This is a genomic window from Chryseobacterium mucoviscidosis (assembly GCF_002177115.1).
GTDB lineage: Bacteria > Bacteroidota > Bacteroidia > Flavobacteriales > Weeksellaceae > Chryseobacterium > Chryseobacterium mucoviscidosis.
Genome location: NZ_MVAG01000128.1, coordinates 371,481 through 394,812, shown reverse-complemented (window position 1 = coordinate 394,812; position 23,332 = coordinate 371,481). Strand labels below are relative to the sequence as shown.

Below are 23,332 nucleotides of genomic sequence, written 5' to 3'. Positions count from 1 at the left end.
GTCGTGGATATTACATACAAGGGGAAGATTTCTTTTCAAAAACCGGGCAGTTTATTCCGCTAGATTATGTTGAAGATATTTGTGCAGGAGTTTTCAGCAAGGAAAATGAAGATGAAATGGTTTATTTTCATGACTTTGGAATAGGCTTTTATCCATTAAAAGTAAATTTTGAAGGATATGTAGAACTTGCTTTTGCAGCCAGAGGTTATCTGATGTGGCAATATGTAATCATATATCTCGAATATGGAAAAGAAGATTCTGTCATGTATGGAAAATCCAGATATGATGATTTTGTAGAAGATATGCCTTTGCTGTTCCCGGATTTTAAGATGGATGAATTCATTAAATTATATGAGTCTTTAAAGATAAAATAAGTACTTTAAATAATTTAATAAAAGCTAAATTTCTATTATATAGGAGTTTAGCTTTTTTATTTATAAAATTTGTAATATTGGGGGAATTTAATTTTATAATTAAACTACCTGCTGCGCAAAGTCTCCTGACTTTGAACAACGTCAAGCCTAACTGTCTTAAATTTATCCCCCCACTGCCGAACGAATCCTTTCGTGTGATATTTTTATTAGCATATTCTCACCGGTCATATTACCACCCAGCTAAATGCAGCCAAAACCAGAATTGCCAAAGGCAAAAAAGATGTACAGACTTATGTCGACAGTTTATCGCCAAGCTTAAGGAAGATAGGGAAGGAAGCTATTGCAGAGATCCAAAGCAAATTCAATGCACTGGAAGAAAGTGTAAACAGTAAAAAAGATGCATTAATTGATGTATTGGCTAAAAAATACGCCGATAATATCGCAAGTATCGATACCCGGATTGCAGATCTTAAAGCACAAAACAGCGGATTGATCAACAAAGCTCTTGATGTGCTTAAAACCAGCGTATTTGCTATTATTATTGAAATTAAAAATACACTGACCAATTTATTATCCGGTGTAATCAGTGCCATTCAGGCGATTATTATGGATCCGATAGGATTCTTTAAAAACCTTATTGCCGGTGTTTCCCAAGGATTTACCAATTTCGGAACCAATATCTGGACTCACCTTAAGACCGGTTTCTTCGGATGGTTAACCGGAGCGATGAAAGGTATTTCTTTCACCATGCCTGAAGATGTATTCTCTTTGAAAGGTATTTTCTCCATTACCACGCAGGTGCTTGGTTTAACGTGGGACGGTATCAGAAGCATTGGTGCAAGAGTGATAGGCGAACCTGTAATGAAAGTTCTGGAAACCGCTTCTGAAAAAGGTCTTGAAATAATTCCGATTGTCCGCAAAGACGGTGCTGCCGGATTATGGGAATACCTGAAAGACCAGTTTGCAGATCTTAAAGCGACCGTAATGGATGCTATGATGGACATTATCCAGACACAGGTGATCCAGGCGGGAATTAAGTGGGTGATGGGATTATTGACTCCGGTAGGAGCCTTTATAAAAGCCGCAATGGCGATTATCGATGTGGTTAAATTCTTCATCCAGCGAGCTGCCCAGATTATGGAACTGGTAAAAGCATTTACAGACAGCATTAAAGCTATTGCCAGCGGAAACGTAAGTGCCGTAGCCAAATCCATAGAAAATGCATTGGGAAGAGCGGTTCCTGTACTCATTGGTTTCTTAGCTTCCTTATTAGGAATTGGCGGATTGGCAGATAAAATACTCGGCGTTATCAGAAAAATACGTCAGCGTATTGAGAATGCTATTGTGAAGTTTTGGAATTTTGTGAAAGGGAAGGCAGCTAAACTGTTAAGCAAAGTAGGAATTACGAAACCTGGTAAGAAGAAAGATAAGGTTGACGAGAAGCATATCAAAAACATGGATTCTGAAATCGCTCCGGAACCATTTACTATGAATGGCGAAAGTCATACTCTAACTTTTGAAAATGGTGAAATCTATATGGCGAGTGAGAAAGCTCCACTAACATATAAACTTACCAAATTTAAAAACTATGTAAGTAGAAAACCTGACGCTGATGAATTTGGAGGAAATGGACATAAAATTTTGGAAGGTATAGAAAAATTACAGATAAGAAATGAAAGAGTAAAACAGGATTTAACGAATGCTAAAAAACGTGTAGAAAGTCCAGAAAAAAACCAGAAAATGGAAGAAGCAAAAGCTAAATTTGACAAATTAAGTGAAGATATTGAGAAATTTGGAAATGATTTTAAATTAGAAGATTTAATTGAGTCTTCTAAAAAGACAAAATACAAACCAGAAAAAATAGATTTTTATACATCAGGAGACAAGCAGATTACAATAGAGTACCATTATGATGTTGAAGTTAATGGCAGAAATGCAAAAAGAACCTTTAAAAGTAGTTTTAAATTAGATGATAATAATTTGGTGCAACAGCAAACAATAGGATATAATCTTGTTACAAAAGAACCTGGAACTAGAAGTCATACAGAATCTGCTAATCAAGCTGACTCTAATCAAGTCATTGAACATTTAAAGAAAAATCCAGAAGAACAAATAGAATTCAATGCTTCTCATATATTGGCAGATTTATTTTTAGGTTCTGGTTATAAAAATACATTAAATCTAGTAACAGCTTCCGGGAATTACAATAAACAAACAATGGGAGATGCTGAAAAAGATCTCTTAAAAGAATTGAACCGTACTGAAAAAATTTATAAAAACATAGATAATAAAAATTATATTACCTTTGATATAAAAGTAACTGCCAAATGGAAAGAATTAGTGGATAATACTATAACTTCTGAACTAACAAAGCTAAATCCAAATACAGATCAAGAACTATTAGAAAGTATGCATAAAATCTTAGCTAAAAATGTTGATCCTAAGCTAATACAAAGTGTGTTATATCAAGTTATAGGAGCAAAGCTTAATGGTGCTAAAAAAGTTACGCATAATATTAGACCAATTAAAATTGGATCAGACGAGACATTAAAAAAAATACTTAAATAATTTAATATGGAAGAAGTAAAAAGTTTTATTAATGCATTTTTAAAAGCAGAAGCAGAAGCATCTGATGCCTCTATAACTCCAAATTTAGAGGACTATAACAAAAAACTAAGTTTTATGAATAGTTTTTGTGTAGAAGAATTACACAATAAATTTGGTATGATACCCAGTGAAGAATTAGAGGATAAAGAATTTTATGAAAGTTGGGAAGATGCAGATTCATCTAATACTAGACATTTGTATAAGATAAGCCATTATAAAGATGATAAATATGACGATGTTTATGTGGTATATATTTCTGAAAGAAACCCAAATGATGAAATTTTTCTTTATGGAAAGTGTTTATTTGTAGCAAAAATAGATAATCAAATAAAGATTATCAAAAGTTATAGTTTTGGAGATGAAATGTTGGTAAAAGATAAATTTGAAGGAGGGCAAGGTCTTGAAGATATTTCCTTTAAAACTCTAAAAAAACCAGTAAAAATAGAACGATATCTTGAACCAGTAGATGATGAAGATGGTATGGAACACTATTTAAAAGATATTTAATTCTATTATTACTATAAAAAGTGAAGTTTCTATTTTTAGAATCTTCACTTTTTTATTTTTATGAGTGATGAAAATTTAAAGTAACTGCAGTATTTTTTGAAAAGAATTAGTCGATAATATGATAACTTCCGAATTAGCAAAGCTAAATCCTGAGACAGATGAAGAATTATTAAAGAGTATACATAAGATTTTAGCTAAAAATGCAGATCCTAAGTTAGTACAAGGTGTATCGTATGAAGTTATAAAAGCAAAACTCAATGGAACCAAAAAAGTTACACATAATATTGATATAATTGAAATTGGAGCTGATAAAACATTACAAAAAATATTAAAATAATATAATATGGAGAAAATAAAAGAATTCATAATTAATTTCACAAAACAAGAAGCAGAAACGATCTATTTAAGGAGACAACCTGATCTTGCGGCTTATAATAAAGCTCTCGAAATAATGAACGATTATTGTGTTGAGCCTTTACACGATTCTTTTGGTATGATTCATTTAACCCATCTTTATGAAAAAGAATATTATGATAGATGGAGTAAAAAAAAGTATCCTAATACAAGATATCTTTATAAGATAAGCCATTATAAAGATGATAAATATGGCGATATTTATGTAGTTTATCTTTCAACAGGAAATCCAATAGAAGAAATTTTCACTTATGGAGCATGTCTATTTATAACAAAAATTAATAATAATTTAAAGATTGTTAAAAAATATATTTTTGGAGATGAAATGTTAATGAAAGATAAATTTGAAGGTGGGCAAGGTTTGGAAGATATTTCTTTTAAAACGGTGAAAGGACCAATATATATTGAACGTTATTTAGAACCATTAGATGATAAAGATGGTATGGAGCATTATTTAAAAGATATTTAATTCTGTAATTACTATAAAAAGCGAAGTTTTTATTTTAGAATCTTCACTTTTTTATGCTTAGTATTTAAAGTTTTATATACTTTATGAAATCCAAAATTTAAATAAATTACTTTTGTATTAACATCTTTAGTCAGCTTCATTAAAACAATAAGTAAACTACTTTCAAAAGATATTATTATTAGACATGTCTCAAAATAAATAATTATGGAAATAAATAAAATACATTCCGATTTAAAGAAGCTTTATAAAGATAAGGACGTGAAAAAAAAGTTCGGCTTTATCTTTGAACAACAAGATGAGAAGATGTTATTAATGGAGTGTTTAAAACGAGGATTTTGGTCTATAGTACCATTTGCTTTTCAAGCAAAAAATGTTTTGGCACTTCAATTAGTTCCTGATAAAAAAATAATACAAAATCCTGTTGTATCATTGAATAATACATATCAGGAGTGTTTTATACTTGCTCCAGATGCAAAAGCAATTATATCTATGGCAAATCTGATTTATTTTAATGAGCCTTTTTTTATTAAACGATCTAAGGAGGGAATTGAAGAAACGATGATACTTTCTCAGCCATTTTTTGATTATTTCGGAGGTGGAGATTTAGAGTTTTTAAAACAGTTTTTATTATCAGAAAATAATCAGGAACGTTTTGAAAATGCTTCCGAATATAAAGAAGATTTTTATAAAGAATTTTGGAGTCATTACTACAACACACCTGAAAATAGAAAAGCCTTTGAATTATTTGATAAGCTTATTGATAAACGCAGATATTTACCGGAATACGATCAGATTGATTATGGGCTTTGGAATAATTATATAGGAAATGTACTTGCAAATAGGGCTTATTCCTTAATGAATATTGATATTAAAGAGAAATGGGAGCATTATTGGCGTTGTGTACAATTGCCGCATGGCTTTGATTGTGATGATAATAGTTTTGAAGAATATACTGTTAAGTTGGGTAATTCTAGCAGTCTACTTGATTCTATGTCGGATTCATTTGATTCAAAATGGGAAAGTAGATATGCAATTTTTCCTGAGGAAGTCCAAAAGCATCCTCTTTTTGAAGCTACAGAAGCTATTAAAAAAGTAAAAGGTTATGCAGGAGAAGCACACATTAAAGCTGCTGTAATATTAGAGGAAGAGCATAATGATCCCATAGGCTGCTGGAATGCTTTAATCAGTGCAAGTTACTGGGCGGGAAAAAGAGGAGATCTGGATGGAGTAGAAATGTGTTGGGGATTAGCTATTGATCTTTCCAAAACCCATGGCTGGACAGAAATTCATAATGTTTTATCAGAACAGATGGAATTTTATTATCATTATAAAGATAAATACTAACTGACAATGCAACAAAGTGATTTGGCAGAAAATTAATTATGTACATCAAAATCCAGTAGAAGCAGGTGTAGTTTTTCGCGCGGAGGATTATAGATACGACAGTGCAATAGATTATTCTGATGGAAAAGGACTTTTAGATCATATTGTTGTTTTTAGAATATTTGATTTATAAATAATTTTAAACCACACGATGCAATTCTGCGGTAGCGAAGGGATAGAAGATGATAAAAATAACATTTTAAAACTCATTTTATGAAAATATTAGAAAAATTAGAAGGGCTAATTGTTAAAATTTGCAACAATGATAAAATTAATGTTGAAAACAGTAATATTGATAAAATTAAAAACAGAACTTTTTTTAGCCAACGAATTTTGTCAAATGCTAAAGAATTTGTGAAAATAGATTTTCCAGAAGATGATTATCAATATCATTCTATAAATGGTTTAATCTTAGATTGGGATGCTACTACCAATGACTCAGACGAAGAGTATCTTTGGGGAGGATTTGACATTTTAGGCCTTTTTGAATCATTAGGATACCCATCACATTTTTGGAATAATTACAACGACGACAGTCGTTTTTGGAAAAACAACTCTCAACCTGAAGCCGAAGCCATCTGGGAGGAATTTTTACCTAAACTTAATTATTTTCAGAAGTCTGGGCATGGAGATGATGGTACTTATGGTTGTATATTGCGGGAAGAAGGCGTTTATCCTTGTCCGATCTATTTTTTCGATTCAGGGATCTGGTTTAAAATGGATATGAGTCTTGAAGAATATTATGATACAATGATTGCGTGTAAAGCCGTATATTATTGGCAATATTTTTATATTGATACACAGGAAATTGTAAAAAAATTAGGAAACTACAAACCTGTTTATATAGAATATGGTGCAAAATATTTACAAGGACCCCATCCATTTAGTGATAAATTTAAAGATGGAACATTTACGTATTCTGTAGAGGGTGTTTTGCATCAAATGAAAAATATTATTAAACGTTTTCCTAAGTTATTTCCTGATGTTGATTTAACTTATTTTAAAGAAAGATGTGATGCTTTAGAAAAAGCTTTGAATTTATAATATTTAACAATAAATCTGTTATAAAGTGAAACTTCAATTAAAAGTTTCTCCCCACTGCCGCACGAATCCTTTCGTGCGGCATTTTTATCATCCAATAATTTCTTAAAAAGTTTTTATCTTTATAAAAACATAATTGATGAGTCGTCATTACAAATTCTACAATCCTGAAGGATTATATTTCATAAGTTTGGCGGAATTTTTAAAAGATTATAATTATTAAACCACACGATGCAATTCTGCGGTAGCGAAGGGATAGAAGATGATAAAAATAACATTTTAAAACTCATTTTATGAAAATATTAGAAAAATTAGAAGGGCTAATTATCGAAATATGTAATAATGGTAAAATAACAATAGATAAAAATAATATAGAAGAAGTAAAAAAGAGTGCTGATTTTTTCAGTCAACGTTTGCTTTCTCGTGCAGAAGAACGAATTAATTTGAAAATTCCTGACGAGGATTTTCAATATGATTCAATAGGCTCTTTAACTTTAGATTGGGATGCTACTACCAATGAATCTGACGAAGAATATCTTTGGGGAGGATTCCAATTGCTAAGCTTAATAGAGTCTTTAGGATTGCATTCTCATTTCTGGGATAATTACAACAGCGACAGCCGTTTTTGGAAAAACAATCCACAACCCGAAGCTGAAGCCATCTGGGAGGAATTTTTACCTAAACTTAATTATTTTCAGAAGTCTGGGCATGGAGATGATGGTACTTATGGTTGTATATTGCGGGAAGAAGGCGTTTATCCTTGTCCGATCTATTTTTTCGATTCAGGGATCTGGTTTAAAATGGATATGAGTCTTGAAGAATATTATCATACAATGATTGCTTGCAAAGCCGTATATTATTGGCAATATTTTTATATTGATACACAGGAAATTGTAAAAAAATTAGGAAACTACAAACCTGTTTATATAGAATATGGTGCAAAATATTTACAAGGACCCCATCCATTTAGTGATAAATTTAAAGATGGAACATTTACGTATTCTGTAGAGGGGGTTTTGCATCAAATGAAAAATATTATTAAACGTTTTCCTAAGTTATTCCCTGATGTAGATTTAACTTATTTTAAAGAAAGATGTGATGCTTTAGAAAAAGCTTTGAACACATAAAATTTAATTCAAAAAGCAAAAGCAAAATTTCTTAGAAGTTTTATTTAAAAATTTCGAAAAGAATATATTTATTGTACATTTTTGTATTTAGAAAGCGGAATCTCTGTAAAGAAGTTCCGCTTTTTTAATTCCAAAACAGCCATTCCGAGCGGAAATGTAGACACTGAAGCCAAATCGATAGAAAATGCTTTGGGAAGAGCGGTTCCTGTTTTAATTGGTTTTTTAGCTTCGTTATTGGGAATTGGCGGATTGGCAGATAAAATACTGGTCGTTTTTTGCTTAATATTTAAATGCTGAAAAAGGTCTTGAAATAATTCCTAAATTGGCAGAAGTTACTACAGATGATATAATAAAAGATGACATTGAATTATTGATTAAAAATAAGCAATATGGCGACAAGCTACAAATAAAAGAAGTAAAATAAAATTAAAAATCATGCAACATCGTTTTAATGCCTATATGGTACATCACATTAATCAAGCTGAAAAAAATGGAAAAGCCAAAAGCGAGCGTAAAGTTCCTGCAAATTTAAAAATTGATTTACCAGCACTCAGCCAATTGGATGTTGTGCATAAAGGAATAGAAGATTTTTATAAAAATGAGTCAGATGGTTACAGTTTTGAATGGTGGAATGACAAAAAGAATGGTATAGGAGGGAAATTAGAATTTGCCTCAAGTCAGTATTTATTTGCTGATGCAGGTTTATATGATGGTGAAGGAGATGAAGATCTTAAATATTTTAGACCATTAGATTATCCAACTCCAGAAAGTTATGTAGGTTTTATTATAACGCCAGACACAGTAGACGAATCATTGTATTTAATGAGTATAAGTGATTACGAATTAAACAATTTAGACTTGGATTATGAAGGCTATACTCAAATGGCGGTTGAAGCGCGTGTATTTAATCATTGGCAAAGAGTTTTGTTATATTATATGGATGGAGAAGGCATTGGTTCGGTAGAAACAGAAACCTTTAAAACTGAAATGCCAAAAATTTTTCCTGATTGGACTTGGGAAAATTTCATTGCCAAGTTTGAAAGTCTACGCCTTTCTAATAAAAACAAATAAAAATTTTCAAAAAAAATTAAAGCGGAACTTCTGTTGGGAGTTTCGCTTTTTTTATCAAAAATACTTTAGACTTTTATGATAAAGCAATATCTATACGCATCTTAAGACCGGTTTCTTCGGAGGGCTGACCGGAGCAATGAAAAATATTTCTTTCACTTTGCCGGAAGATATATTCTCGTTAAAAGGTATTTTCTCCATCAGTACCCAGATGATGGGATTAACATGGGATAATATAGAGGAATTGGAGCTTCAGTAGTTGGAGAGCCTGCAATGAAGGTACTTGAAGGAAGTTTCAAAATGGTACAGATTGTTCAGAAAGATGGTTTTGCCGGACTTTGGGAACATGTGAAAGACCAGTTTGCCGATATTAAAGCTACGGTGATGGATACCATTATCGATATCATTAAAACGGAGGCAATACAGGCAGGAATTAAGTTTATTTTGGGCTTGCTTACTCCGGCAGGAGCGTTTGTAAAAGCGGCAATGATGATTATCGATCTGGTGAAATTCTTTATCCAGAAGGCTGCACAGATCATGGAGCTGGTAAAAGCCATTACAGAAGGTATTAAAGCGATTGCCAGCGGAAATGTAGCAGCGGTAGCGAAAGCGATAGAAAATGCATTGGGAAGAGCAATCCCAGTCGTGATAGGCTTTCTGGCTTCCTTGGCAGGTCTTGGCGGATTGGTAGATAAAGTTACCGGCGTAGTAAGAAAAATAAGACAGCGTATTAATAATGCCATTGTGAAGTTCTGGAACTTTGTTAAAGGGAAGGCTAAAGGATTGCTTGGGAAAATTGGTTTTGGTGATAAAAAAGAGAAGAAGAAAAAAGGGGAAGACCTTCGTACTACTGAAGAAAAGAAGAGGGATTTAGAAGAAGGGGTAAGAGAAGGTACACAATTGCTAAAAGATAATAGTTTAACTTCAAAAGAAAGAGAGAAACGTTTAGAAAATATAAAACAAACTTATGATCTAAAAGAACTTAAAATTGTTACAGATAAAGTTGAAAGAGATAAAGCAACTGTGCATATCCATGGTGAAGTTAACCCTACACTAAATGGAAATAGAATTGTAGTTGATTTTGATAGTGGAAATCCCTTATATATTATTGAAAGAAATAAATTGATTAAAATTTCTGGAGGTCAAGATAAATTAGATAAGATTAATTTAATGATACAAGGAAATAGTTCGAAGCTTAAAGATGAATATGCCGAAGTCCGAACAGCTTTAGATGCTTTAGACAGTGGAAGATTGTCCGTTAGCATTGGTGTAGATGTTTTTTTAGACAAAGGAGGTTTAATTAAATTTACAGAAATTGATGTTCTTACAGAAGAAGAAATGATAGAAGTTAAAAATAAAACGATTTTTTCGGATGCGAAAAAATTGTCTGGTGATGCTTATGATCAATGGTTAAAACTTAGAGATATTTTTAATGACAAAAGAACGGTATATGATAAAAATGGGAATGTCATTATTCCTCCCAAAAAATGGGTTTATCAAGTCACAATTGACAATATTGATCCTAGATTAAAGAAATGGTTACTAAGTAAAGGAATGACAGAAGTAAGAGAAGGTAAATAAAAAATAATAAATTATGGGAAGTTACAATTCAACTTTAATATTGTTTAAAGAAAAACAAGATCCAAAAACATTTCTTTCTGATTTTCATAAGAAGCTTAAAGAAATAAATATTTTAATTGAAAAAAATTATTATCAGCGAGTTATTTTTAATGACAAAAGAAACGAAGAAGAGCATGAACCTATTGAATTAGATAGATCAATGACTGATGAAGATATAATTGATTTAGTATGTTCTTGGGGAGGGTTTGGTTTATTATCTTACAGACATGATGACATTGAATTTACATTAAGTATAAATTATGTTTCTTGGGATGATGAATTTATTGAAGGTATAGAAGTCTTTTATAATGCAAGCCACCAAAACTATATCAATAAGAATGAAATAAAAAATGACATTATTATAAAATTAGCTAATTGTACTGATTATAAATTAGTGGTGGGAAGTATAGGAGATAGTGAAGATGATTTTAGGACGGACTTAGATTTAGAATATAATCTGAAATATATAAAAAATAAAAAATTTGATATTGATTTAAGAGATTAAATTGATGGAAAATATAAATATGTTATTGATTAAATAAAACCTTACAAAAAAAGGAAACTTCCAATAGAAGGTTCCTTTTCTATTAAAGGACTGTTTTTAAGCTCTCAAACTGAAAAATTTCAAAATAACCATGACAGATTTTATAAAGAATTTCTAAGTACATGACAAAAATTGTAATACACTGATATTCATTTTGTTTAACCTATTCATAAGTATGTTGTTGAGATGATTTAGCCCATATTTAAAAACACTTAAGGCTTTTCTTTGGTGTTTTTTTATTTTTATGGCTTTAATATTCTGATCTACAAAATCACCAATCTTGTAACACCAAACTAAGGCTATCATTACGATCATAAATAATTTTTCTAATCTCTTCTGGTCAGTCACATGTGTGCTTTCAATATTAAATCCGCTGCTTTTAAAAGCTTTAAAAAGAGTTTCTATCTGCCATCTTTTTTTATAATACTCCCAAGATTCTTCTGGTTTATTAAAGGAAACCAGAATTAAAGTATCTAATTTGCCCTCTTTGTCAAAACCCTTCACCCCAGATACATAGCATAGAGCATCGTTGATTTTCACTATTTTCGGATGATGATAAAACTCGCCTTTCTTTAATTTGTTAAACAGCCAAAACACAGGTTTTTCCTGATTTCTATCAAAGCAAAATACCTTGAAGTTTTTCCTTAGCCGAATATAATACCTTATGTTGTTTTTGTTTAAAAACTCCAGCCAGTGATGCCCTACAAATTCTCTGTCCGCCAGTAAGCAATTAATACAATCCCTGCCAAACCAGGTGATGAACTGTCTTATTAATTCTATTCTTTCTGTGGTATCAGAATTACCTCTTTTATCTAATGTTCTGAACATGATTGGAATAGCAATATTTTTATAGCAGATTCCAAGCATCAGGATATTGATATTGGAACTTCCAAACTTCCAGTTAGTACGATCCAACACCAAAACCAGATTTTCCTTTTCAGGCAAAATATTAAATATAAAACCGGAAATCAACTTCATGGGCAAATCAAAATCTGCCATAAACCTTTGTATTCTCCGGAAGGAACTTCCCGCTGTGGCATTACTGTCAAAAGCATTAGCCAAAGACAGATAATTAACTGTTTTTACTTTACATAAAGCTAAAATCAAAAGTGAAATAAATTTCAATCGGGCTTTATTGATTTTTGTTTCAAAATTATGCTCTAAAACTGAATCTAATTCTATAATTTTATAATCTTGACTGGTATTGGTATACTTAGTTGAATGCCTGAGAAACATCTTCTAATTTACTAAATATCAGTCATTTAAACAAATATTAATACTTTATCTTGTTGATTTTCAATATTTTGAAACTTTTGTCATGTACTAAAAAAGAATTTAGAAGAATAAGTTGATACCCAAATTGTTTCTTCAAATGAGCAGATCTGAAAAAATAATTATGAGATGGATAAAAAGTTAATTGAAATAAATCAGGTAACTGAGGAATAGCAGATAGAACAGGCGAAGATTATACAAAATTTAAAAACGCGCCATTGGTTGCATCGACTGAAAATTTTAATAAACTAATTTAATAATTATGGGAAATTTTACAACCGACACTGTTATTGTAATAGAAAAGACACCTACAAAAGATATTGTAAATATAGTAGATGAAATTATGCTGGAAAATAATTTCACTATTGCTTATGGTTATAGCCGTTTTTATTTTGAAGATACTAACCCAGATAGTAACCTTGATGATTCAAAAACAGTAGAGGCAGAAACTATGGAAGATGCCTTAAAAACTTTAGAGGAATTTAAGAAAAACCCTACCGGAGGTAATTATGAATACAATATGTTTTGGGGTTATAATGAATACGGACAAGAACTTGGTTATAATATATCGGTACATTTTCGATCGTTTGATAACAAAAATATAGAAGCTGTAATTTTTTATGTTAGAGAAAATGTTTTTGAAATAGCACACGAAAAAGAACTTAAAAGAGTATTTGCAGAAATAAACAGGAGAACTAAAGTAATAGCAGCCACACAAAAAACAGACTATTATACTGATGACTATGATGAATTTGATATAATAGAAGAGATTATGTCTGGAAATATTCATACTAAATACGAGTATAAGTTTCTTTAAATAATTTCTGAGAAAAAGCTTTTAAAACTAAACTTTAATTAAAAGTTTAGTTTTTTTATTAAAGAGTTTATCTTTAACCTCTCAAACTGAGAAATTTCAAAATAACCATGACAGATTTTATAAAAAAACTAGAAAAAGAGTTTGATATTCAAATTATTCGTTCCAAAGAACACATCTGGGACAATTATTATGATGTGGATGAAGACGGTAATATTAAAACATTATATTTAAACAAGGTTAACTTGAAAGATCTCGATGTATTATTACCAATTGCAAATAGTTTAGTAAATCTGGCTCTTGTAAAGTGCAATATCCGAACTTTAGAATCATTAAAATATTTTACACGTTTGGAAGTCTTAAATTTGTGTCTTAACAGTTTGCATGGATCTACTTTAAGACATTTAAAATATCTTAAATATCTTAGATATCTAGATCTGGGGGGGACTAATCTTAAAGATACTTCTATTTTGGGTGATTTAATTGGTTTGGAAATATTATCTATTAGTGGTGGCAACGCTTATCGTGAGATAAATGGTTTGGAGCAATTAAAATCGTTACAGCACTTAAATGTTAGTTGGAGTGGAATTGATCATATAAAAAAGATAAAGGTTAATGAAAATATACGCTCTTTAAATATTGGAGAAACTGATATTAAAAGAATCACTGATTTGGAGCGTTTTCCTCATTTAGAGGAGTTAAGAGTAAATGGAACCTTAGTAGAAAAAATTGAGGGTTTGGATACCTTACAGAATCTCAAACAACTTTTTATCTCGGCTACTCAGGTTGAAGAAATTGAAGGCTTAGAAAGTTTGACAAATTTAGAAATATTAGACTTAAGTTATAATGAAATTTCAAAAGTCAAAGGATTGGATAGTCTGAAAAACTTAAGAAAATTAAATTTAAATGAAAATAAGATCACCAAAGTTGAAAATTTAGATCGTCTTATTAATCTGGAGTTTTTAACTTTGGAAGTTAATAAAATTAAAGAGTTTGATGCTTCTTTTTTATATAAATTAATTTCTGAATGTTTTATTTCTCTATGCTTTACAGGAGATTATATCAAAGAGATTAAAGATGTTCCAAAAAATGTAACAATTAAGTTTGAAGCTGATCATTTTGTACCGAGAACATTATATACATCAAAGGATTTATTTCGATAATAATAAGAGCCTTGTTTTTACGGGCTTTTAAGTTAATATTGGAAATTTAATAAAATATCAACAATGAAGAAGGTTGTTTGGAAAAGAAGATAAAACCATGACAGATTTTATAAAAAAATTAGAAAAAGAATTTAACACTCAAATTATCTATTCCAAAGACCCCATTTGGGAAAATTATTATGATGTGGATAAAGATGGAAAGATTATAACATTATTTTTACGTTATGTTGATTTAAATAAACTTGATGTATTATTACCTATAGCAGAAAGTTTGATTAATCTGGCTGTTATCGATTGTAAAATTAAAACCTTAAGAGGGTTAAAATCGTTTACCCGCTTAGAAGTACTAAGCTTACGTCTGAATAATTTGCATAGTTCTACAATGGGGTATTTAAAACATTTGAAAAATCTAAGAAAGCTGGATTTAAGAGGTGTCAATCTTAAAGATACGTCATATCTTGGATATCTAACGAATCTGGAGATGTTATTCATTGGTGGTAGTGATCGTCTCTATGAAGTAAGAGGCCTGGAAGGTTTAAAATCTTTATACTATTTAGATACATCTTATTGTAGAATTAACAATATAGGTAACATCTGCGCAAACGAAAATATTCGTTCATTAAAATTAGAGGGAACTAAAATAAAAAAAATAACGCATCTGGATCGGTTTCCTAATTTGGAAAGCTTAAATATAGATTGTACTCATGTAAAAAAAATAGAAGGATTAGAAAATTCCAAAGATCTTAAAAAACTTTTTATTTCTACACGGGGTATAAAGCGTATAGAAGGCTTGGAAAATTTATCTAAATTGGAGGTTTTGGACTTAAATTTAAACGAAATTTCTAAAATAGAAGGATTGGATCATTTAACCAATTTAAAATGGTTGAACCTTAATGACAATCATATAACCAAAGTAGAGAATTTGGATAGTCTGATAAATCTTGAACTTTTATTACTGGAAGCCAATAAGCCAATTACTTATTTTGATACAATGTTTTTCAATAATTTAGTTTCAGACTGTTATATATACATACGTGGTGAGAAAGACATTGAAAAAATTCAAGCTGCAGCACCTGAAAATGTGAAGATTAATTATGACGACAAACATCGTTGGCCTACGTCATTGTATCGTGGTCCGATTGATGTTTTTAGATAAACTTAGTTTATAATAGTTTTTGAAAGATCAATAACTGGGAAACTTTTAAAAGGAAAATTTCAATTAGAAATTTTCCTTTTTTATTTTATCTTTAAACTTTTAAGCAGAGAAATTTCAAAATAACCATGACAGATTTTATAAAAAAACTAAAAAAAGAGTTTGATATTCAAATTAATCGTTCCAAAGAACACATCTGGGAAAATTATTATGATGTAGATGAAGATGGGAATATTAAAACATTATATTTAAATAAGGTTGATTTAAAGGATATTGATGTATTATTACCAATAGCAGACAGTCTTGTTAAATTAGCCATTCCATATTGTAATGTGGAAATGTTACGTCCATTAAATGCTTTTTCACGGTTAGAAACATTAGATTTAACCGGCAATAAATTACCGGAAAAATCCTTTAGGTATTTAGGAGATTTAAAAAGTCTGAGAAATCTGGATTTGGGAGCAACTGGACTTAAAGATACTTCTTTGTTGGGCGATTTAATTAATTTAGAAATATTATATATCAGTTGCAATCCGTATCTCGAAGTAAATGGTTTGGAACATTTAAAGTTCCTACGGCGGTTAGATGTCACTCTGACTAAAATTGATCATATAAAAAAAATAAATGTTAATGAAAATATCCGTTCTTTAAATATTGGAGAAACTAAAATTGAAAAAATAACCGATTTGGAGCGCTTTCCCTATTTGGAAGAATTGAGAGTAAATGGAACCTTAGTAGAAAAAATTGAGGGTTTGGATACCTTACGCAATCTCAAACAACTTCTTATTTCGAGTACTCATGTAGAAGAAATTGAAGGTTTGGAAAGCTTGAAAAATTTAGAAGTATTAGACTTAAGCCGTAATGAGATTTCAAAAATCAAAGGATTGGATAATTTGAAAAATTTAAAAAGATTAAATTTAAGTGAAAATAATATCAGCAAAGTGGAGAATTTAGATCATCTTATTAATCTGGAGTTTTTAACTTTCGAGATCAATAAAATTAAAGAGTTTGATACGTCTTTTTTATCTAATTTAGTTTCCGAATGTTTCATTTCCTTATGTTTTACAGGGAATTATATCAAAGAGATTAAAGATGTTCCAAAGAATGTTACCATTAAATTTGAGGCGGATCATTTTGTACCGAGAGTATTTCCTATGTCAAATGATTTGTTTCTATAATAAAAAGAAACTGTCTCAAAAATGAGGCAGTTTCTTTTTTTACACCCGAGTTTTTCATTTCTAATTTTTCTTCTTTTTAATTTTTGATAGCTCGATAAAAGTTTTCATGTTCGTTTTCCTTTCGGATACTTTTTCATCTATTAATATGAGCGTCTTATTTTTTCTTTTGAAAAAACAGTAAAATTTCCCACAGTCAAATAAAAGCTTCTTAAGCTATACAAAATTTACGACTTACTGCAACTACAGAATGCAGGAGGCTAAAAACTTTAATAAGAAGAAAAAAATAAGGAATTTTGAACCCTCAAGTACAGATACTATTGGATCCAAATCAGCTGTGCTAAAAACTTAAAAAAGTTAAAAAATTAAGTATGGAAAAAAATGAATCAACTACAAAAGAAATTCTAAAATTCTATTTTGAGACCGGAAAGAAACCTACCGAAGCCCAGTTCTCAGAATTTTTAGATTCTTACTGGCATAAAAAGGAAAGTATTCCTAAAGAAAAAATCGAAGGGTTAGAAAATCTGTCGTTAGACTTTGATCTTCTGTGGTCACCTGCCAGCAAAAAATTGTCATTAACAGATGCTCAGGGAAATGTATTGTCGGAAATTTCTTTGCAGTCTCTGGATAATGAAGGGACAGATTTAAGATATAATACGGCTACAGCCTCATTAGAACTTTATAATGCAGACAATGAGCTTTTAGACAGCATTCCAGTTTCGGATTTTGTGAATAATGTAGGTACGCAACTGGCTTTAAATTCAAATATTTTACAGTTAAAAGATAGCAAAGGAAACGTATTGTCTAATGTGATGTTTGCAGTTTCTAACATTGGAGGATTGCAAACCGCATTAGATGCTAAAGCAGAAAAAACAGTAGCTATCAATACTGTTTCTCCGTTACAGGGAGGAGGCAATTTATCGTCTGACAGAACATTAAGCATATCTCAGTCTAATACGAATACTTCAGGTTATCTGAGTAATACAGACTGGAATACATTTAATAATAAATTCGATAAACCTTCCATGGGAGCGAATTATCTCGGAAGATGGAACGGCTCAACATTTATTAACAGCCTATTACAGGATAACGGAACCAGTTCAGGAATCGGGAGTAACAATTACAACAATATCATCTGGTCTGTTGATTCTTCTTCTAAAGCAGCGCTTATCGCTCCAAGAATGACTCAGGCTCAAAGGCTTGCTATTTCTTTAGGAACTATTCAGGCGGGAGCTATTGTTTATCAGACTGATGGCACAGCCGGATATTATCTCTGGAACGGAAGTTCATGGGGAACTTTGGGAAGTAATATTGCTACCGCAGATCTTACCAATACTCAGGCAAGAACTTTCACTCAGAATGCAGATTTTACATGGAATACTTTAGGAAATGCTTATTTTTTGAAAGGGTTAACTGATCAGACTGGAAATTTAACACAATATGGCAAAGTATTAAGAATAGACCCAACTACTAAACAAATAGCTATTGGAGATTCTTTAGAGGTGGCTATAACGATACCTGATAATTTAACTGTTAACTCTCAAACAACGAATGTTAATTATACAGTTAATCATGTTTATCCAGATCCAATTACACCACTACCAAAAAACCTAATAGATTTAAAGAACTTTATGGCAACAATAAGAAATAACCAATATATTCAATTAAAAGATAATGATTTTGTAATTCAAAAAGTAGATGAACTGAATAGAGTTTCCGTAATTAACGGTACAATATTTTTTAATAGTGTGGCAGCTGATACTGTTGCCACTCAATTATCTGTCAACTCAAATATAGTTATGCCTAGTGACAAAAATTGGGTTGTGGTTGTATCTTCAAGTATGAGTCCACATGTCAATTATTGGAAAGGAGGACAAATCGGTTTTGCCAGAACGTCAAATTCTAATGGTATTCAACAACCAGAAATAGGAGTTCTAAAAGGAGATGATGATGCTTTTGGATTTCAAGGATATGGGATGTATGCAAATAAGCAAATTTCAACTAAAGCAACAATAATTTATGTTAAAGTTGGCGATGTTCTAAGCATAACAGTTTCTTACAGTGATGGTACGATTTATACAGCAAATACCGATGCTTTAACATTTCTTGGCGATTACAGGTTTGTTATTTGTCAGGGGCATATGTGGAATGTTGATCTTCTACCCACTTTTTCTAACATTAGATATTACATAGAGCCTTAATTATAGAATGATAAAATGAATGTTTTTCGCAGAAAATAATCTTTAAATAATTGATTGAAATTAACATATTGTACTGATAGCCAGTTTTAAATTTAGCGATTTTAATCATTTTATTTTTAACGATTTTAATAATTCAAAACATATTTATTTAAAATTTGGTTTCTGCTAATTATAAATCACAGCAGCTACAAAATACGTAAAGTAAAATACTTTCACAAAACTAAAAAACATCATATTAGAAATCCAGACAAAAAATATAAAATTATGGAAAAGAATAAATTAGCTACCAGAGAGCAGCTAAAAATCTACTTTGAAAAAAATAAATATCCTACTCAAAGTCAGTTTGCAGAATTAATTGATGCATTTAAACATAGAGAAGATACCCCGACAAATAAAGAAGCGGTAATTTTAGCTAATAGTTTGGCATCAATTGATAACGCATATTTAGCATATCATGGATACAATTTCGGAAAAGAAAAAATTTTGCTAACAGTTAATTCTCAAGATGAAGGAGAGCAACTAATTGATGTTAGTAAAACGAATAATTATCAGGAACAAAGAAAGTACTTTTTTGGTACTGCTCCTTACTCAGTTAAAATAAAAAAGTTTCAGTTGGATGAACTTGCCGAAACAGAATACTATTATTTCAACTACCAGATTAATACTAACTCTAATTCTAGCTTCACTGTGGAAAGAATTATAGGAAATAATTTGCAGGTATTACCTGAAGGATTTGATTTAGGAACTTTTAATGACAAAATTATTTTGACGTTCTCCAAAATAGATTTTGGTCAGAAAATAAACATCATTAATACCAATATCAAATTTATTAATAATACTAATGTAAATATTATGTATAGAGCTCATGCAACTTATTGGGGAAGTTTGTTTTCAAATGGAGACAGTGTTACTAATCACTATAATTTATGGGATAATCTTTATTTTTTCTATAAAGCTGATCTCAAAGAAATTAATCAACATATTGAATGTAAAGTTTACAATGTAGACAATAATCAGCTTATAATGACGGGATACTTGTATGCAGGAGAAAATAATGAAAATGGTTGGGGTGGTGATGTGGCAATGGGAATCAGAAATATAAGAATTGAATGTAATTATCAAAATCAAGACTAATGAAATTAAAAATATTTGAACAAAACCAGCATCTTAAAGATCTTACGCCTTTTGAACTAATGGCAAAAGATATCACCATTCTGAATGGAATCGTTAAAGGGGAACCTAGTTATGAAAAAGGAAGAAAAGCCGTTGCCGGTTACTATTTAGACAAGGAACAGACGAGTCTGGCAATTCAGAAAATCTTTTCAGATGAACTGGATGAAAACGGATTTTTAAAAGGATTAAATATCCTCATTAAATGGTTCGATATCTATGAAAATCCTGTGCTTATTAAACGTGTGTATGTACCTCTTTCTGTTTCAGAAAGTGCAGAATTGGTTATTAAAAGACGCAAGCGAATTATTGACTATCTTAAAGAATCCGGCGTAAGATTAGGCGTAAAACAACATATTGATTCCCTTTTCAGCTATTACTCAAATTATCAGCAATCCGGAATTACAAAAAATCTTTTAAACAGCTTCATCGAAAACGGAACAGAGGAATTAAAAGACGCGGTTCTTAATGAAAACAATGAGGAAATCGCAGGGATTCTTAATCATATTTTACCTACCGGAACTACCATTAAAGAGTCATTATTGGATCCAATTTCATAACGTAAAAACCATTATATCAATTGTAGAATTTTAGGCTTAGATTTTTATAATCTAAGTCTTTTAAGATCAACTCAAACAATTTTAAAAATACGAATTGCAACTCTGCTGCAACTACAGAAACTGTCATCCAAAAAGCAAGGATTTCTCCCTGAAAAAGGTGAATTTTGAGGTTTAAAATGACAAAAATGCAACCAACACAACTACAACATTTATTCATCCATTTAGAAAGCGTTATTACTTGGCGTCTTAATCATCCGGAAGATGATTTCACTACTGCTCCCGAATTTAATCCATACGATTACAAAAACTTTCATTTGGGAAATTATATTCTGGAAAAAAAGCTTACACATGAGGAAATTATTATCCTTTTAATGGCTTTGCTGCCAAGACTGGAACCTTCCTTGCTGAAAAAGATTTATCTGGAATTTCCTGCCGGTTCATTATTCGATTTTTGTTCGGTTAATGAAAATGGCAGACTTTTTAATCCCACGATTCAGTCAGTACAGTATATTTTAGGCGGAGAAAATATTCAGCAGAGACTGAAGGCATTAGATAATTTTAGCCAGAATTCAACACTTGTAAGAGAGGAACTTATTGTTTTTTCAGGACAGGAAAGCACGTCCATAAACAGCCAGCTAAACATTCATCAGGATGCTTTTGAGGCTTTAATGTTCGGAACAGAACTGCTTCCTAAAATGAGTAATGATTTCCCGGCAGAGCAGCTTCATACAAGCAGAACATGGGAAGATCTAATCCTTCCTCAGGATACTTTGGATGAGCTTCAGGGGATTGAAGCGTGGTACAACAGCAGCAGAATTCTTATGGAAGACTGGGGAATGCAGAAAAAACTTAAACCGGGTTTCAGAGTACTGTTTTACGGAGATCCGGGAACAGGAAAAACCCTTGCTGCAAGTCTTTTAGGGAAATATACGAAAAGACCTGTTTTCAGAGTGGATGTTTCCATGCTCGTTTCCAAATATATTGGTGAAACAGAAAAACAGCTCGCCAAATTATTTGATAAAGCGGAAAACAAAAACTGGATCCTGTTTTTTGATGAGGCAGATGCTATTTTCGGGAAAAGAACCAACGTTCGCGATGCGCATGATAAATATGCCAATCAGGAGGTCTCTTATCTGTTACAGCGAATAGAAACCTTTTCAGGACTTATTATTCTGGCTTCCAATTTTAAAAATAATATGGATAAAGCCTTTACGAGACGTTTCCATAGCTGTATAAAATTCAATAATCCTGGATATGAAGAACGTCTGCGCATATGGCAGCATAATCTACCGCAGCAATTAGATCTTGGAGATATTAATCTGGAGCAGGTTTCCAGAAGATATGAACTTACGGGTTCTAATATCATGAACATCATTCAGGATGTTTGTCTGAAAGTAATTTCGTCGGAAGAATCCGGTTACAGAGCAAATTCAGAGATGCTGCTTGAAAGTATCAGGAAAGAATATTTAAAAGAGGATAAAATATTCTCTTAACAAAATTGAACTTTAAATACCAACATCATGAATGCAAAACATTTACTGCTGATTGCCTTAATGAGCATCGTGTCTGGCTGTAGAACTAAAAATAAATTGATCACTAATTATGAAGAAAAAAAGCAGGAATCAGAACTGGTAAAAATAGATTCCCTGAGTACAAAAAGTCAGCGGTCAGTAGAGAACAGTTCTTCAGAAACGCTTTCAAAAAAACGAAAGGACGAACAGTCCGGAGAAATATTAATCAAGGGCAGATCCGATCAAACCAGTCCTTTTGTTTATCATAATATTGTAGGGAAAGATACTCTTCAAAGTATTTCAATTGTCGGGAATGCAGAATATATCATCAATACCCATTATGCAAAATCGGACAACAAAATTTCTGAGACAAAAAAAGAACAGTCAGTAAATCTTATGCGGAATAATGATCGAAAAGTTATTTCCAGAGAAACTCAAAAAGAGTCTGATCTTACAATTTCTGCACAAACAAAAAAAATAAAGGTGACCGGATTTCAGGCGGGAGCATGGATCGTAATTACCATTATTGCAGGAATTTTAATACTGGCATTTTTCACCTACAAATATTTTAAAAAATGAAAACATCACCAAAAGGAATACAGCTCATTTTATCATTCGAAGGTTTCAGTGCAAAACCTTATCTGGATTCTGCCGGAATTCCTACAATCGGGTACGGAAATACCTATTATCCCGGAGATAAAAAAGTGACCATGAAAGATCCGCCGATTACAAAAGAAAAAGGAACTGAACTGTTTGCATCAGTTTTACCGACGTATGAAAAAATTGTGTACGGAAAAATTAAAATTCCCCTTACACAAAATCAGTTCGACGCGCTTGTTTCGCACACCTACAACACAGGAGGTTCCGATACATTATTTTCGTTAATCAATAAAAAAGCAGATCCTGAATCCATCAGAAACTGGTTTGTCACAAAATATACAACAGCGGGCGGAAAAGTTCTTGCAGGTCTAGTGAGAAGAAGAAAAGCTGAGGCGGATTTGTTTTTTGGGAAGTAAATAAAGGTTAGGATTGAACATATGTTCATTATTAGAAGATTGTCTTTCAGGCAATCTTTTTTTATATACTAAAATATCGAAACCAAAGCCAAAGTCTTATATTTTAGTCAATAATTCATCATATTTACATTATGTTGTACGCA

The 23,332-nt window shown here is 31.3% G+C and carries 23 protein-coding genes; 22 read left to right on the top strand and 1 reads right to left on the bottom strand.

Annotation, left to right across the window (positions count from 1 at the left end; translation table 11 throughout):
* The first annotated feature begins 116 nt into the window (after window positions 1-116).
* The 12 genes from B0E34_RS16440 (at window position 117) to B0E34_RS16385 (ending at window position 11,115) form a co-directional block, all read left to right on the top strand.
* Complete coding sequence (locus tag B0E34_RS16440) at window positions 117-374, top strand: hypothetical protein (protein ID WP_087711217.1); 258 nt, start codon at window positions 117-119, stop codon at window positions 372-374.
* 414 nt (window positions 375-788) lie between these two features.
* Window positions 789-2,942 carry a phage tail protein gene (locus B0E34_RS16435; protein WP_087711215.1) on the top strand — a complete coding sequence of 718 codons (2,154 nt, stop codon included), beginning with the start codon at window positions 789-791 and terminating at the stop codon, window positions 2,940-2,942.
* Window positions 2,943-2,948: 6 nt separating this feature from the next.
* Window positions 2,949-3,488: a hypothetical protein gene (locus tag B0E34_RS16430; RefSeq protein WP_087711213.1), complete on the top strand. Its 540-nt coding sequence runs from the start codon at window positions 2,949-2,951 to the stop codon at window positions 3,486-3,488.
* A gap of 118 nt (window positions 3,489-3,606) precedes the next feature.
* Complete coding sequence (locus B0E34_RS16425; protein ID WP_087711211.1) at window positions 3,607-3,825, top strand: hypothetical protein; 219 nt, start codon at window positions 3,607-3,609, stop codon at window positions 3,823-3,825.
* 6 nt (window positions 3,826-3,831) lie between these two features.
* A complete protein-coding gene (locus B0E34_RS16420) occupies window positions 3,832-4,371 on the top strand; it encodes a hypothetical protein (RefSeq protein ID WP_087711210.1) in 540 nt (179 codons plus the stop codon).
* A gap of 204 nt (window positions 4,372-4,575) precedes the next feature.
* Complete coding sequence (locus B0E34_RS16415; RefSeq protein WP_087711208.1) at window positions 4,576-5,715, top strand: hypothetical protein; 1,140 nt, start codon at window positions 4,576-4,578, stop codon at window positions 5,713-5,715.
* 252 nt (window positions 5,716-5,967) lie between these two features.
* Complete coding sequence (locus B0E34_RS16410) at window positions 5,968-6,798, top strand: hypothetical protein (protein ID WP_087711206.1); 831 nt, start codon at window positions 5,968-5,970, stop codon at window positions 6,796-6,798.
* 290 nt (window positions 6,799-7,088) lie between these two features.
* Window positions 7,089-7,922 carry a hypothetical protein gene (locus tag B0E34_RS16405; RefSeq protein WP_087711204.1) on the top strand — a complete coding sequence of 278 codons (834 nt, stop codon included), beginning with the start codon at window positions 7,089-7,091 and terminating at the stop codon, window positions 7,920-7,922.
* A gap of 81 nt (window positions 7,923-8,003) precedes the next feature.
* Window positions 8,004-8,219 carry a hypothetical protein gene (locus B0E34_RS16400; protein ID WP_087711202.1) on the top strand — a complete coding sequence of 72 codons (216 nt, stop codon included), beginning with the start codon at window positions 8,004-8,006 and terminating at the stop codon, window positions 8,217-8,219.
* A gap of 138 nt (window positions 8,220-8,357) precedes the next feature.
* Entirely contained in the window at window positions 8,358-8,993 is a 636-nt protein-coding gene (locus B0E34_RS16395; RefSeq protein WP_123956672.1) for a hypothetical protein, read from the top strand.
* Window positions 8,994-9,290: 297 nt separating this feature from the next.
* Window positions 9,291-10,571 carry a phage tail family protein gene (locus tag B0E34_RS16390; protein WP_123956670.1) on the top strand — a complete coding sequence of 427 codons (1,281 nt, stop codon included), beginning with the start codon at window positions 9,291-9,293 and terminating at the stop codon, window positions 10,569-10,571.
* A 13-nt stretch (window positions 10,572-10,584) separates the two neighbouring features.
* Window positions 10,585-11,115 (top strand): hypothetical protein, encoded by a 531-nt coding sequence (locus B0E34_RS16385; RefSeq protein ID WP_123956668.1) that lies wholly within the window; start codon window positions 10,585-10,587, stop codon window positions 11,113-11,115.
* 153 nt (window positions 11,116-11,268) lie between these two features.
* Here the strand turns inward: B0E34_RS16385 and B0E34_RS16380 are convergent, their stop codons facing one another.
* Window positions 11,269-12,390, bottom strand: coding sequence for an IS4 family transposase (locus tag B0E34_RS16380; RefSeq protein WP_087711194.1), 1,122 nt, complete (start codon window positions 12,388-12,390; stop codon window positions 11,269-11,271).
* A gap of 298 nt (window positions 12,391-12,688) precedes the next feature.
* On the opposite strand from B0E34_RS16380, the gene B0E34_RS16375 reads away from it, so the two are divergent.
* From B0E34_RS16375 to B0E34_RS16330, 10 genes are all read left to right on the top strand, one after another.
* Window positions 12,689-13,243, top strand: coding sequence for a hypothetical protein (locus tag B0E34_RS16375; RefSeq protein ID WP_087711193.1), 555 nt, complete (start codon window positions 12,689-12,691; stop codon window positions 13,241-13,243).
* A gap of 107 nt (window positions 13,244-13,350) precedes the next feature.
* Entirely contained in the window at window positions 13,351-14,403 is a 1,053-nt protein-coding gene (locus B0E34_RS16370) for a leucine-rich repeat domain-containing protein (protein WP_087711191.1), read from the top strand.
* Window positions 14,404-14,476: 73 nt separating this feature from the next.
* On the top strand, window positions 14,477-15,559 hold the full coding sequence (locus B0E34_RS16365) for a leucine-rich repeat domain-containing protein (protein ID WP_123956666.1): 1,083 nt from the start codon (window positions 14,477-14,479) through the stop codon (window positions 15,557-15,559).
* 125 nt (window positions 15,560-15,684) lie between these two features.
* Entirely contained in the window at window positions 15,685-16,734 is a 1,050-nt protein-coding gene (locus tag B0E34_RS16360; protein ID WP_087711187.1) for a leucine-rich repeat domain-containing protein, read from the top strand.
* A gap of 368 nt (window positions 16,735-17,102) precedes the next feature.
* Window positions 17,103-18,932, top strand: coding sequence for a phage tail-like protein (locus tag B0E34_RS16355; protein WP_087711185.1), 1,830 nt, complete (start codon window positions 17,103-17,105; stop codon window positions 18,930-18,932).
* Window positions 18,933-19,196: 264 nt separating this feature from the next.
* Complete coding sequence (locus tag B0E34_RS16350) at window positions 19,197-20,066, top strand: hypothetical protein (protein ID WP_087711183.1); 870 nt, start codon at window positions 19,197-19,199, stop codon at window positions 20,064-20,066.
* Window positions 20,066-20,662 carry a hypothetical protein gene (locus tag B0E34_RS16345; protein WP_087711181.1) on the top strand — a complete coding sequence of 199 codons (597 nt, stop codon included), beginning with the start codon at window positions 20,066-20,068 and terminating at the stop codon, window positions 20,660-20,662. The genes B0E34_RS16350 and B0E34_RS16345 overlap by 1 nt, the downstream gene beginning before the upstream one ends.
* A 185-nt stretch (window positions 20,663-20,847) precedes the next feature.
* Window positions 20,848-22,155, top strand: a complete 1,308-nt coding sequence (locus B0E34_RS16340) for an ATP-binding protein (RefSeq protein WP_165763005.1) — start codon at window positions 20,848-20,850, stop codon at window positions 22,153-22,155.
* A 27-nt stretch (window positions 22,156-22,182) separates the two neighbouring features.
* Window positions 22,183-22,752 (top strand): hypothetical protein, encoded by a 570-nt coding sequence (locus tag B0E34_RS16335; RefSeq protein WP_087711177.1) that lies wholly within the window; start codon window positions 22,183-22,185, stop codon window positions 22,750-22,752.
* Entirely contained in the window at window positions 22,749-23,189 is a 441-nt protein-coding gene (locus B0E34_RS16330; RefSeq protein ID WP_087711175.1) for a lysozyme, read from the top strand. The genes B0E34_RS16335 and B0E34_RS16330 overlap by 4 nt, the downstream gene beginning before the upstream one ends.
* Window positions 23,190-23,332: the final 143 nt, after the last annotated feature.